Origin of the sequence: Paenibacillus tianmuensis, assembly GCF_900100345.1 — a bacterium.
Lineage (GTDB): Bacteria > Bacillota > Bacilli > Paenibacillales > NBRC-103111 > Paenibacillus_G > Paenibacillus_G tianmuensis.
On sequence record NZ_FMTT01000009.1, the window covers coordinates 59,246 to 72,405 of the forward strand.

Sequence of the window (13,160 nt, forward strand, 5' to 3'; positions counted from 1 at the left end):
AGCTTCTCTTGGAAAAAACGGAATTGATCGCATTGGCCAGAACGGCGAGAGAGCAGGCATATACACCTTATTCCCATTTCAAAGTCGGCAGCGCTTTGCTGGATTCCAAAGGGCGGGTTCATCTCGGCTGCAACGTGGAAAACGCCGCCTACGGGCCGACGAACTGCGCCGAACGCACAGCGTTATTCCGAGCGATCGCGGACGGTGAACCGGCGAAGTCGTTCAAGGCCATTGCGATTATTGGGGATACGTTACAGCCGATTTCGCCTTGCGGCGTATGCCGGCAGGTGCTGATCGAGCTATGTCCGCCGGATATGCCGGTATATCTGGCAAATCTGAAAGGGGATATCAGCGAGACGACCGTAGCCGAGCTGCTTCCCGGCGCATTCACATCTTTAGATTTGGACGGAGGAACGATTGATTAATGTCTTCGAATAGCAAGGTTGACTCTAAATTCAAATCCGGGTTTGTGGCGATTATCGGACGGCCGAACGTCGGCAAATCGACGCTGATGAACCAGGTGATCGGCCAAAAAATCGCCATCATGTCCGATAAGCCGCAGACGACTCGGAACAAAATTCACGGCGTCTATACGACCGACCAGGCGCAGATCGTCTTTTTGGATACGCCCGGCATTCATAAGCCGCAATCGAAGCTCGGCGACTATATGCTCAGAGCGGCTGAAGGCGCGCTTAATGAAGTCGACGCGATCCTGTTTTTGATCGATGTGGCCGAAGGCTTGGGCGGTGGGGACCGGTACATTATCGAGACGCTGAAAAAGGTGAAAACGCCGGTCATTCTGGTGATGAACAAAATCGACCAGATTCACCCGGAAGCGCTCCTGTCGGTCATTATGACCTATAAGGATTTGTACCCGTTTGCCGAAATTGTGCCGATCTCGGCGATGCACGGCAATAACGTCAATACGCTTTTGGAGCAGGTCATCAAATTTTTGCCGGAAGGACCGCAGTATTACCCGGCGGATCAAGTGACGGATCATCCGGAACAATTTGTGTGCGCGGAGCTGATCCGGGAGAAAATCCTTCATCTGACCCGGGAGGAAATTCCCCACTCGATCGCGGTTTCCATTGAAGACATGCGCGTGGAGCCCAATGATGTTGTTCATATCTCGGCTGTCATTTACGTCGAACGCGACTCGCAGAAGGGTATCATTATCGGCAAAAAGGGCGCGCTGCTGAAAGAAATCGGACAAAAAGCGCGGGTCGATATCGAAGCGCTTCTCGGTTCGAAGACGTTCCTGGAGTTGTGGGTCAAAGTGAAGAAGGACTGGCGCAATCAGGACCGGGTTCTGCGGGATCTCGGCTTCCGGCACGAGTAATCCGGCGTTCCGGCCTGTTTCAATCAGGTTCTGCCGCGTTTAATTAACATACTATGCAAAGAATACATGGCAGTTTTTGCAGAGCATACTTCGCATCGGATCGATCCATCCTAATCCTAGAAACAGGTTGTAGTCATGTCATCAAGGGGAGGATGTACCATGAAAGACTTTTCGTGGAAGTACTTTTCAATGACCGGAGATGTGGATGCTTACCTGCTATACAAAGAAGTGAATACTCGGGACAGAGACGAGGCGGAGCCGGAAGAAGAGGACGCCTTGGACGCTTCCGATTGGGTACAGTAAGTTTCGCCCAATATCAGGTTACCGGTGCGGTAACGCAGGGAGAGGCTGTAAGGTGCAGTACAGAGTTCAAGGTATCGTCATCCGAAGCATGGACTATGGGGAAGGCAACAAAATTATTACGCTGTTTACCCGGGAACACGGAAAGCTGAGCGTCGTGGCCCGGGGCGCCAAAAAAGTGAAGAGCCGTTACGGGTCTTCCGCCCAGCTGTTTACGTGCGGCGACTACTTGTTTTTCAAATCCGGGCAGCTCGGCACGTTGAATCATGCGGAAATTATCGAGCCTTTTCATAAAATAAGGGAAGATCTGCACAAGGCTGCCCATGCTTCCTACTTGTCGGAGCTGACCGACCGGATGTTGGGCGATCAAGAGGGACAGCCTTTTTTATACGATCAGCTGAAAGCCAGCTTGCAAGCGATCCAGGAAGACAAGGATCTGCAGATTATCGACCACCTGTACGAAATGAAAATGTTCGTCCTGGCCGGATATACGCCTGAGCTTGAGCAATGTGTCGTTTGCCGCGAGAAGGCGGAACCGTTTGCCATAAGCATCGGCATGGGCGGAATGCTCTGCGAGCGCTGCAAGCTGCGGGACCCGCAGGCTATCCCGCTGACGCCCGGGGTATACAAGCTGCTGCGGCTGTTCATACAAACGGATGTGCGCCGGCTTGGTCAAATCGACGTGAAGCCGCAAACGAAACAGCTGCTAAAGACGATTCTACGGGCCTACTTCGATACGCATGTCGGACTGAAGCTGAAATCGCGAGATTTTTTGGATCAAATGGACAAATACGGAGTATAGCTAAAAAAATTGACATGTTTTTACCCGAATGCTATTATAATATGATATATCCGCTAGAAAACCTCTTGTTAACGAAGTCTGGGCACGACTTTGTCAGCGGGGGTTTTTGCTGTCCGGGAAGAGAAGCTCTTTTTGTCGGGCGGAGTGTTTAACCGAAGTATTGAAACATATTTTCTACTGCAACGTAGTGTAATTGAAAGGCCGATCTTTTCCTAATGATCGGCCTTTGTTGCAGCAGTAGCTCATCTCTGTTAAAAACCAGGACGAAAGGCGGGTTCGCATGGAACGGGCGGTTAAGCCGGTAGTGTTTGTAGCATCGGATTCGGCGGGGGAAACGGGAGAAGCGGTAGTTCGGGCGGCAGCTGTGCAGTTTCATCCCCAGCACGTGGATATTCGCCGGATGCCTTTCCTGACTGATCCGTCGGATATCGATCGGATGATCCGGACGGTAATTGAGCGCAGCGGCGCGATCGTTTTTACGCTCGTTATTCCCGAGCTGCGGGATTATTTGATCGAACAGGCGGAGCGCTACAGGATTCCTTACATCGATCTGCTCGGTCCGATCATACGGACACTGGAGCAAACGCTGCATCAGGAGGCAAGGCATCAGCCGGGCATGATTCACAAGCTGGACGAAGACTATTTCAAGAAAGTGGAAGCTGTCGAGTTTGCCGTCAAATATGACGACGGCCGGGATTTTAACGGGATTTTGCAGGCGGACATCGTGCTTGTTGGGGTATCCCGCACGTCGAAGACCCCGCTGTCCATGTATCTTGCACACAAGAAATTCAAAGTGGCCAACGTGCCGCTTGTCCCGGAAATTCAGCCTCCCGAGCAGCTGTTTACGGTTTCCGGGAAGAAGATCGTCGGTCTGCGGATCGACCCGGTCAAGCTGAATGTCATCCGTACCGAACGGCTTAAGACGCTGGGTCTGCCGGGCAATGCTACTTACGCAAACACGGAGCGGATTCACGTGGAATTGGAGTACGCGGATAAGATTATGAAAAAAATCGGCTGTACGGTGATCGACGTCTCGAACAAGGCGGTCGAAGAAACGGCCAGCATCATCATCGATATGTACCGTTCGCGATAGCGGTCTATTTTGAGAAAAGGAAGCAGGATTTTTTATCCTTTCATCGTATATAATATTACGGTAATGCTTTCAGTCTTGAATTTCACAATCGGCGGGGAACTATGACGTATAAAATTGTAGTAGATGCCGACGCATGCCCGGTGAAGACGGAAATTGCGCAAACGGCCTTACATTTCGGAATCCCGGTGCTGATGGTCGCCTCGTTCGATCATCGGCTGCAGCCGATGGACGGCGTCGATATCGTTCAAGTAGACCGGTCGGATCAGTCGGTAGACCTGTATATCGTCAATTGCATCGCGCCCGGAGATGTGCTGGTCACGCAGGATTTCGGACTGGCCGCTTTGGCGCTTGGCAAAAAAGCGCTGGCTCTGTCGAATCGCGGCCAGATCTACAATGAACGGACGATTGACTTTTTGCTGGAACGAAGGCACGAGCAAGCGAAACAGCGCCGTGGAGGCAAGCATACGAAAGGTCCTAAAGCGTTTACCGACGAGGATCGCCAAGCCTTTCTACAAACTTTGACAAAAGTTTTGTCGGGCTTGCAGGAGAATCAGGCAGAGTAGCGAATACCTATACGTGTTAATTTGAATGAAGGTGGATAGGATGAGTAACGGACGCATTCCCGAGCAAGTCATCGACGCAGTCTTGAAAGCCCACGATATTGTCGAAGTCGTCGGAAGACATGTTCATTTGACGAAGCAGGGACATTACCTCAAAGGTCTATGTCCTTTTCATTCAGAGAAGACACCTTCCTTTACCGTCACGCCCGAAAAGCAGATTTATCACTGCTTCGGCTGTGGGGCGGGCGGGAACGCCATCCGATTCGTTTCGGAAGTCGAAGGGTTGTCTTTCGGTCAGGCGCTCCGCAAATTAGCCGATGAAGCGAAGCTCGATATCGGACTCGGGCCGCAGCAAGGCCAAGTCGAAACGAAGGAGCACGCGGACCGGGCGAAACTGATCGAAGCTCATGAGCTTGCCGGCAAGTTGTACGAATATCTTCTGCACAACACCGAGCAGGGCAAAGAAGCGAAGCGGTATTTGCACGCCCGGGGAATGACCGATAAGCTGATCGAAGCGTTCGGCATCGGCTATGCGCCATCGCGTTGGGATACGCTGACGAATCTGCTGGATAAGAAGCAGTTTCCGCTGCCCCTGGTGGAGCAAGGAGGGCTGATCTCGGCGAAGCAGGACGGAAGCGGGTATGTCGACAAATTTCGCGACCGCGTCATGTTTCCGATTCGTGATTGGAAGGGGCAGATCATCGCCTTCGGAGGAAGAGCGATGGGCGACGTACAGCCCAAATATTTAAACAGTCCGGAATCGATGCTTTTCCATAAGAGCCGTACGCTGTACAATCTGTATGCCGCCAGACCCCAAATCCGGAAAAGCCAGGAACTTGTTTTGTTCGAGGGTTATATGGATGTCATTCGCGCTTGGGAGGCTGGAGTGCATAACGGCGTGGCGACCATGGGAACGGCGTTGACACCGGAGCATACGGAAGCGATTCGGCGTCTTGCGGAACGGGTGGTCGTCGCTTACGACGGGGACCATGCCGGACAATCCGCAGCCTATAAAAGCATCCCGCTTCTGGAAAATGCAGGGTGCCATGTAAGAATTGCCATGCTGCCGAACGGGCTGGACCCGGACGAATATATTTCCGCTCACGGTTCTGAACGATTCGTACGGGAGGTTATCGAAACCGCCGTACCGTCGATCAAATATAAACTTTTTTATTATCGTAAAAATTATAAACTGCAGGAGGATGGAGAAAAGCTTCGCTACATTCAACAAGCGCTCCGCTTGATCGCAGGACTGGCTTCACCCATTGAGAGAGAGCACTATGTGAGAGAGCTTTGTTCCGAATTTCACCTAACGTTCGAATCCGCGATGCAAAATCTGAACGAGATCAGGCTCCAAGCCGAAAAAAAGGACCGTTCCAGGGATAATAAAGACAATTCGTGGAATAATGTTATGAATGACGGAAGGCTTCGCGCGCAACCCCCTTCGATGGTCCCTGCCTATCAGAATGCAGAGCGTCAACTGCTTGCCGTCATGATGCTGGACCGGGACATATCCGGTTATGTCGAGCGTCAGCTGGGAGACGGATTCAACATGGAAGCTCACGCGGCGCTCGCCGCTTACTTGTACGCCTACTACGCACAAGGATTCGAGCCCAACGCCAGCACGTTCATCGGCATGCTGCAGGATGACAAACTTGAGAGCTTGGCTAGCTCCTTAACCTTAATAGACAATCGCAGCGGTATTAACGATGCCGTGATCGACGATTATATCCGGCAAATCAAGAAGTACCCGCTCTTGCAGACATTGGAACGAAAAAGAGAAGAAATCAAGCAAGCAGAACGTTTGGGTGATATTCCCAAAGCCCTGCAACTAGGCAGTGAGATTATATCCTTGGAAAAGCAGTTGAAATCATCCTGATTCGTCTTGACACGGTACCGGGGTGTATTCCAGGGAGGAGGGAGTTGGATTATGGCGAACGATCAACGTACGGAACTAGAGACAGAGTTGACGCTCGAACAAGTAAAAGAACAGTTGATCGAACAAGGCAAGAAACGTTCGGCAATTACGTACAAAGAAATTATGGAGAAGCTCGCGCCGTTCGATCAAGACCCGGAGCAAATCGATGAATTTTTTGAGCAAATTCAAGAGATGGGGATTGATGTCGGAAACGAATCGGACGATGACAATGAACTGACTCCGATGGAGAATGAACACGACGAGTTCCACTTTGACGACGATTTGTCCTTGCCGCCTGGCATTAAGATCAATGATCCGGTACGGATGTATTTGAAGGAGATCGGCCGGGTTCCGCTGCTTTCCGCAGAGGACGAGATCGGTTTGGCGAAACGGATCGAACAAGGCGATGAAGAAGCGAAACGCCGTTTGGCAGAAGCGAACCTGCGTCTGGTCGTCAGTATCGCCAAGCGGTATGTCGGCCGGGGGATGCTGTTCCTCGACTTGATCCAGGAAGGCAATATGGGCTTGATCAAAGCAGTTGAGAAGTTCGACCATATCAAGGGCTTCAAATTCAGTACGTATGCCACGTGGTGGATTCGTCAAGCCATTACGCGCGCGATTGCCGACCAAGCGCGTACGATCCGGATTCCGGTACATATGGTGGAAACGATCAACAAGCTGATCCGGGTATCCCGTCAACTGCTGCAGGAACTGGGGCGCGAACCTACGCCGGAGGAAATTGCGAAGGAAATGGAGCTCAGTACGGATAAAGTGCGTGAGATTATGAAAATCGCGCAAGAACCCGTATCGCTCGAAACGCCGATCGGCGAGGAAGACGATTCGCACCTCGGAGATTTTATCGAAGATCAGGAAGCGCTGGCTCCGGCGGATGCTGCGGCTTACGAACTGCTCAAGGAGCAGTTGGAAGATGTTCTCGATACGTTGACGGAGCGCGAGGAAAACGTGCTTCGACTTCGATTCGGACTCGATGACGGCCGGACGCGGACGCTGGAGGAAGTCGGTAAAGTATTCGGGGTTACCCGGGAACGGATTCGCCAGATCGAAGCCAAGGCGCTGCGCAAGCTTCGCCATCCGAGCCGCAGCAAACGGTTGAAAGATTTTCTTGAATAATGAGCTTGTCACCATGACCTTCCCGCCGTCTGCGGGAAGGTCTAATTTTTTGCTGGTCCCAAGCCGATGAATGAATTATGTATCATGTATCCCATGAATTAAGTGACGACGGGCTTCGGAGGAACATTAGGGCTATGGATGATAAAAAGAAAATGATTATCCGCGAAATCGAGCATTGGCGGCGAAGCAAGCTGCTGCCTGAGCGGTACTGCGACTTTTTGCTGAATATTTACTTGGAAGAGAATCAAGAAAAACCGGGAAGCTCCGGTGGATTGTTCGGAATTACAGCGTCCAAAATAAGCGACAGCAATTGGAAAATATGGGTTCTTGTTTTGGTTGTCGCATGCGCTTTTTCTTTTACTGTTCTTCATTTTAACGCTTTTCAATTACCAATGCAAATAGGGGTCTCGCTTTTGTTTCTTGCTTGCTGTTACGGCTATGGGGGGTACAAGCGGGATAAGGACCCGATGGGCTCGCAAATTTTGATCGGCATGGCTTCGTTGTTCTTGCTCTTTATCGGGGTTTATCTTATGAAACTCCACGGGATGCAATCGTCCGTTTTCGTCGTTATGTACGTGTTTCTATGCAGCTTGGTGTGGATTGTCACGGGCCTGCTCGCAAGGCACGTGCCGTTCCATCTCGGCGGTTGGGTGAGCCTGGTGTTTTGTTACGGCTGGCTGCTGCATTATCAGCTGGATTCGATCAGTTGGGTTACGCTGGAGCTGAGCTGGGTGCCGCTCAGCATTCTTTTCTGCTGGATGGGGTGGATGGTTCACGAGAAGAGCCGTCATATGGGACTCGTATTCTTTTTGCTCAGCTTGATCGTTTGGTATATGCCTGAATTATATGGTATGCTGTATGCCGAGCAGTACGGCGAAATGACGCTGCAATGGATGCTGTTGGTTAAGATTGTGACTGAGGCTTCCTTGTTGTTTATATGGAGAAAAAAATGGACAGAATGGGTTGTCTGAGATGATACGATTATCAAAACGATTGGGTAGAATTGCACAGGAGGTTCCCGCGGGCAGCCGTCTGGCTGATATCGGCTCGGACCATGCGCTGCTCCCCGCTTATTTGGCAAAGCAAGGCACGATCGTAAGGGGGATTGCGGCCGAGGTGAATCCCGGTCCGTATGACGCAGCCGTGAGGCAGGTACGCGCATCGGGGCTGGAGAACATTATCGACATCCGGCTGGGCGACGGTCTGGCCGTCATCGCTCCGGGCGAGGCGGATGTCATCACGATTGCGGGGATGGGCGGAGTGCTGATCGCTTCGATTCTGGAAGCGGGAAAGGCGAAGCTGGAAGGCGTGCGCCGCTTGGTGCTTCAGCCGAATGTCGGCGAAGCGGCTGTCCGGGAATGGCTGCTCGGGAACGGTTGGTTGTTGACCGGAGAGTACATCTTGGAGGAGGACGGAAAAATCTATGAAATTTTGACCGCCGTTCCCGCCTCGGATTCAGGGGCAGATCCGGAATCGCTGTATGAACCGCTGATCCTGGCAAACGGAATGACCGCAGATCGTGCGGTTCTTCTGAGCATGGGGCCGTATTTGGTGCGGGAGGCTTCCGCCGTCTGGACGAAGAAATGGACTTATGAATTGGATAAGCTCCGTAAAATATGCGATAATCTGGCCGGGTCTGAAACGGAAGCGTCTCGCGGCAAGGAAGCGGAATTTCGCGCCGAGATGAAACGAATCGAGGAGGTATTAGCCGCATGTACGCCAAAGGCCAAGCCGTAATTCAGTTGATGGAAGAACTCGCGCCCAAATCGTACGCCGTGGAGAACGATAAAATCGGGCTGCAAATCGGCACGCTGCAAAAGGAAATCCGCAAGGTGCTTGTCGCGCTTGACGTGACGGAAGAAGTAGTCGACGAGGCGATTCGCGAGCAAGCCGATTTGATTATTGCGCATCATGCTGTCATTTTCCGTCCGCTGCCGCACATTCAGACGGATACGCCAGCAGGCCGGCTTTACGAACGGCTGATCAAGCACGACATCGCCGTCTATATCGCCCATACGAATCTGGATGTGGCCGACGGGGGAATCAACGATATGATGGCGGAAGCGATCGGCCTGACCGATACGCAGCCGCTTGACGAAGTACATACCGATAAGCTGAAAAAACTCGTCGTCTTCGTGCCGACGACGCACGCCGAGGCGGTACGCCAGGCTATGTTCGAAGCGGGAGCGGGCGGCATCGGCCGCTACAGTCATTGCAGCTTCAATATCGAAGGCGTCGGAACGTTCAAGCCGGAAGAAGGTACGAACCCGTTTATCGGCCAGCCCGGGAAGCTGGAGACGGCGCAGGAAATACGCGTCGAGACGATCGTCCCCCAGAGCGTGGAACGCAGAGTCGTGCAGGCGATGCTGAAGGCGCATCCGTATGAGGAAGTCGCTTACGATCTGTATTCGCTCGATTTGAAGACGCGCACGTTCGGGCTCGGCCGCGCCGGAAAGCTTCCGCAGCCGGTAACGCTGCAGGAGCTGTGCGAGCAGGTCAAGCAGGCGTTCGACGTGCCGATGCTACGCGTCGTCGGCGATCTCACGCGGACCGTGCGTAAAGCGGCCGTGCTCGGGGGATCGGGCAGCCGCTACGTGAAGCATGCGCAATTCGCCGGAGCGGACGTGCTGATCACCGGCGATATCGATTATCATACGGCGCATGACGCCTTGGCTGCCGGTATCGCGCTGGTCGATCCGGGACATAATGTGGAGAAAATTATGAAGCGAGGCGTCGCCGACCACTTGCGGCGGAAGCTGGAGGAGCGAAAGTGGGCTACGGCGGTCACTGCTTCGCAAATCGATACGGAACCGTTCCGATTCGTGTAATTTGCCGGAATCCGGCAGTTGAGTTTTGATCCGATTCCTTGTATACTAGCAGATGCATCTATTGCAAAAGAAAGTTTGACAGACAATCGCTGGTGGCATTTGCCACGAGAGGAAAGTCCGGGCTCCATAGGGCAGGATGCTGGATAACGTCCAGTCAGCGCGAGCTGAAGGCTAGTGCCACAGAAACGGACCGCCGATGGCCGTGCATGCGATCTTCGATCGCCGCCGGCACAGGTAAGGGTGGAACCGTGGTGTAAGAGACCACGAGGAGCTATGGTGACATCGTTCCTGGTAAACCCCATTTGGAGCAAGACCTAGAGGAACGCACGTCCCGCAAGGGACAGTCTTTGCCCGAGACGCGTTCGGGTTGGTCGCTTGAGCCGTTCAGCAATGGACGGCCTAGATAGATGATTGTCGCTTCAATGGTGGCAGGGTGGCACCCGCTACGACCACCGGAAGCACAGAACCCGGCTTACGGCAAACTTTCTTTCAGCCGCTTACGCAATAGAGCTTCATGCAAAAAACCGCCTCAGGAGGCGGTTTTTTGCTTTTTCATCCATTATTTATTCCCGTCTAAACCAGCGCTGCATCCAGTCCGGCCATCCCGGCTGCGGTACCGTCTCGGTTGGGGCGCCGGCGGCTTGGCCGGAAGTTTTCGGTTCCGCTGCCTTGAGCGCAGCGACCACGTCGATCAGGCCGTGACCGAAATATTTGTCTTTCCCGGGTGGCCCCAGATCCATCGCCGTTTCTTTGATAATCCGGACCACTTCCGTATTTTTCAGCTTCGGATTGACCGAACGGATTAGCGCCGCCAGCGCGGTAACGTGCGGGCTGGCCATCGAAGTTCCGGACAGTGCCGCATACTGGTTGTTCGGATACGTGCTGGCGATGTTGACGCCCGGTGCGGCTACGCCGACATAGCCGCCGTAGTTGGAGAATGCCGCCTTCTGCTTTTTGGCATCCACCGCGGCCACGCCGAGCACTTCCGGATAAGCCGCCGGATAACCCGGACGTTCCGTGTTATCGTTGCCGCTTGCGGCAATCAGGACGACGTCGCGGTCGTAGGCATACTTGATGGCGTCGTGCAGGAACTGGGCGTCGGCATAGTTGCCGAGGCTCATGTTGATGACCCTGGCCCCGTGATCAGTTGCCCAAATAATGCCCTGCGCAACAGCATAAGTGCTGCCTGCGCCGCTGGAATCAAGCACTTTGACCGGCAAGACGCGGTTATACCAGCTCATGCCGGCGACGCCCAAGTTGTTGTTCACGATGGCCCCGATGACTCCGGCCACATGTGTGCCGTGTCCGACGTCGTCGACCGGTCTGGCCCCGGGCTGGATCGCATTGTAGCCGGCCATCAGATGGCCTTTCAAATCTGCATGGTTCACATCGACCCCGGTATCAACGATTCCGACGATGACATCCGTCGATCCTTTGGAGACGTTCCAGCCGGCCTCCGTTTCGATCTGCGGTAAATTCCATTGGTACCGCCGATATAGCGAATCGTTCGGCGTAATTACCGCTGCCGAATTCGGGGGCTGAACGGGTGCAATTTCGTTCGTCAAGTAAAGAAAATGCGGCTCGGCGTAATCGATGTCCCATTTCCCGAAATACCCCATGAGCTGCTTTGCTTCCATGCCTGGCGATTCGAAGACGTAAGTATAGCCAAGCGTGTTGACATGGCCTCCGCCAATTTCTTGCCGGATACGGGCAAGGTCGTTCTCGGAAGGCTGCTGCTTGAATTTGACGACGACTTGATTCGTGTGATAATGGCTCGTTCCCTGGTTGTCTTCAGGATGACGAACCTGCACGTTCTGAAGCGATTTCGAATCGACCGATTCAATCTTGTAGCGGCCTTCCGCCGGGTACGGCTCCATTCTTAAATTTTTCTTCTGGTGATCGGCCACCTGAGCGAGAATTTGTTGGCGCACAGCGCCGACAATCCCGGATGCGCCATCCGCTGCAGGAACGCCAAGAACGAAATACGTGCTGCCGTCCGCTTGAAACGGCGGAGATTGATACGTCTTTCCATCGTTAACCTGCCGCTTCGCTTCTTCCATGTAAGGGTGCGAAGCTTTTGCCGCCGCCTCGTTCAGTGTGCCTGCTGCGATGCCTTGGTCCAAGGTTTGGTCCCGTTTGGTACGAACCAGACGCTCCATATGCGGATGCTCGGCTTGGGTCGCTTGAAGCGTTTCCTGCGCTTTGCCGTCCGCTTGCGTATGCATGTCCTGAACGACACGGTGCAATTCCAGGCTGCACTGATTGCGGCACAGTTCGTCCGTGCGGGCCACATCCTGATTCAGCATCGTTTGCTTCATTTTCAGCTCGGCGGCAGGCGTAACCGTCTCGGGTTTGGGGGCCTGATCGCCGCGCGGGAAGAAAAGCGCTACCCCGGCAATAACAAGAGCGATCGATAAAGCGTATTTCCACATGGGCCGTTGCCTCCTGATCGGAACAGTGTGTACGTCAATAGAATCCCCTTCGCGGACAGTTTAAAAAGCAGCAAAGTTATCCAAAAAGGAGCAGTCCGAAACAAAGGACTTCTGGATGTTTTTCATATTACTTTTACATACGTTTTATGGTACGATGGTATCGAGAAGGTCGTTTTGCCCATACGTTCTGTTTTTTTAAGTTGAGGAGGTCTTTTAAGCGATGGCAGTATTTCATGTGAAAACACTTTGTGAAACGACAAGGACCAAGCTGAGCGAGGCAATCGCCAAAATGGAACAATTCCTGAACGGACATTCTTTGCAGCAGCTGAATACCGATAATGACGAAGCGATGGAAGAATTTTATAAAGGTTATTTGACCGATACGAGACATTTGTTAGTGTTCTGCGAGGTGGCGTACGAGAAGCTCGGCGTGGCGCTGCGCCGTCCGAATTTTAACGTCGATTATGCCGAAAAAGTGCTTTACGACGTTTACCATAGCTGTGTGAACAGCTTCTTTTATCCGAAAAATGAATGCTATTCCGAAGACGGCCGTTATGCTTATACCGGTCAGGATGCCATCCGCTTCCGTAAAAAGCCTGTACGCGACGTGCGCGATTTGACGATTGAGCTGTCCAAAATGTTTGAGACGCTGCGCGAAGATTTGGCTTATTACGAAACCGACTATATTACGCAAAAACGGATGCAGGGCGAGAAAGTATAATTCGTCCGATCCGAGACATATTGTGAAGAGATGCTT

At 52.9% G+C, this 13,160-nt stretch carries 13 protein-coding genes and 1 other RNA gene; 13 read left to right on the forward strand and 1 reads right to left on the reverse strand.

Annotated elements, in window-relative coordinates:
• Nucleotides 1-8: 8 nt before the first annotated feature.
• The 12 genes from BLO51_RS08555 (at nucleotide 9) to rnpB (ending at nucleotide 10,461) form a co-directional block, all read left to right on the forward strand.
• Complete coding sequence (locus BLO51_RS08555) at nucleotides 9-425, forward strand: cytidine deaminase (protein WP_090669789.1); 417 nt, start codon at nucleotides 9-11, stop codon at nucleotides 423-425.
• Nucleotides 425-1,339, forward strand: coding sequence for a GTPase Era (gene era, locus BLO51_RS08560; RefSeq protein ID WP_090669791.1), 915 nt, complete (start codon nucleotides 425-427; stop codon nucleotides 1,337-1,339). The genes BLO51_RS08555 and era overlap by 1 nt, the downstream gene beginning before the upstream one ends.
• A 159-nt stretch (nucleotides 1,340-1,498) precedes the next feature.
• Nucleotides 1,499-1,642: a YqzL family protein gene (locus tag BLO51_RS08565; protein ID WP_090669794.1), complete on the forward strand. Its 144-nt coding sequence runs from the start codon at nucleotides 1,499-1,501 to the stop codon at nucleotides 1,640-1,642.
• A 52-nt stretch (nucleotides 1,643-1,694) separates the two neighbouring features.
• A complete protein-coding gene (gene recO, locus BLO51_RS08570; RefSeq protein ID WP_090669796.1) occupies nucleotides 1,695-2,441 on the forward strand; it encodes a DNA repair protein RecO in 747 nt (248 codons plus the stop codon).
• Nucleotides 2,442-2,721: 280 nt separating this feature from the next.
• Complete coding sequence (locus tag BLO51_RS08575) at nucleotides 2,722-3,534, forward strand: pyruvate, water dikinase regulatory protein (RefSeq protein ID WP_090669798.1); 813 nt, start codon at nucleotides 2,722-2,724, stop codon at nucleotides 3,532-3,534.
• A gap of 101 nt (nucleotides 3,535-3,635) precedes the next feature.
• Nucleotides 3,636-4,097, forward strand: a complete 462-nt coding sequence (locus BLO51_RS08580) for a YaiI/YqxD family protein (protein ID WP_090669801.1) — start codon at nucleotides 3,636-3,638, stop codon at nucleotides 4,095-4,097.
• Between the two features lie 40 nt (nucleotides 4,098-4,137).
• Entirely contained in the window at nucleotides 4,138-5,973 is a 1,836-nt protein-coding gene (dnaG, locus tag BLO51_RS08585) for a DNA primase (protein WP_090669804.1), read from the forward strand.
• Nucleotides 5,974-6,024: 51 nt separating this feature from the next.
• Nucleotides 6,025-7,143, forward strand: coding sequence for an RNA polymerase sigma factor RpoD (gene rpoD, locus BLO51_RS08590; RefSeq protein ID WP_090669806.1), 1,119 nt, complete (start codon nucleotides 6,025-6,027; stop codon nucleotides 7,141-7,143).
• 134 nt (nucleotides 7,144-7,277) lie between these two features.
• The gene (locus BLO51_RS08595) at nucleotides 7,278-8,114 is read left to right on the forward strand and encodes a hypothetical protein (protein WP_090669811.1); all 837 of its coding nucleotides are present in this window, start codon (nucleotides 7,278-7,280) and stop codon (nucleotides 8,112-8,114) included.
• Nucleotide 8,115: 1 nt separating this feature from the next.
• A complete protein-coding gene (locus BLO51_RS08600; protein ID WP_090669814.1) occupies nucleotides 8,116-8,880 on the forward strand; it encodes a tRNA (adenine(22)-N(1))-methyltransferase in 765 nt (254 codons plus the stop codon).
• Nucleotides 8,856-9,971 carry a Nif3-like dinuclear metal center hexameric protein gene (locus tag BLO51_RS08605; protein ID WP_090669817.1) on the forward strand — a complete coding sequence of 372 codons (1,116 nt, stop codon included), beginning with the start codon at nucleotides 8,856-8,858 and terminating at the stop codon, nucleotides 9,969-9,971. The genes BLO51_RS08600 and BLO51_RS08605 overlap by 25 nt, the downstream gene beginning before the upstream one ends.
• Before the next feature lie 70 nt (nucleotides 9,972-10,041).
• Nucleotides 10,042-10,461: RNase P RNA component class A (rnpB, locus tag BLO51_RS08610), an RNA gene on the forward strand.
• Between the two features lie 73 nt (nucleotides 10,462-10,534).
• On the opposite strand, the gene BLO51_RS08615 is transcribed toward rnpB, so the two are convergent.
• Nucleotides 10,535-12,403, reverse strand: a complete 1,869-nt coding sequence (locus BLO51_RS08615) for a S8 family peptidase (RefSeq protein WP_090669819.1) — start codon at nucleotides 12,401-12,403, stop codon at nucleotides 10,535-10,537.
• Between the two features lie 220 nt (nucleotides 12,404-12,623).
• On the opposite strand from BLO51_RS08615, the gene BLO51_RS08620 reads away from it, so the two are divergent.
• A complete protein-coding gene (locus BLO51_RS08620) occupies nucleotides 12,624-13,124 on the forward strand; it encodes a YpuI family protein (protein WP_090669823.1) in 501 nt (166 codons plus the stop codon).
• Nucleotides 13,125-13,160: the final 36 nt, after the last annotated feature.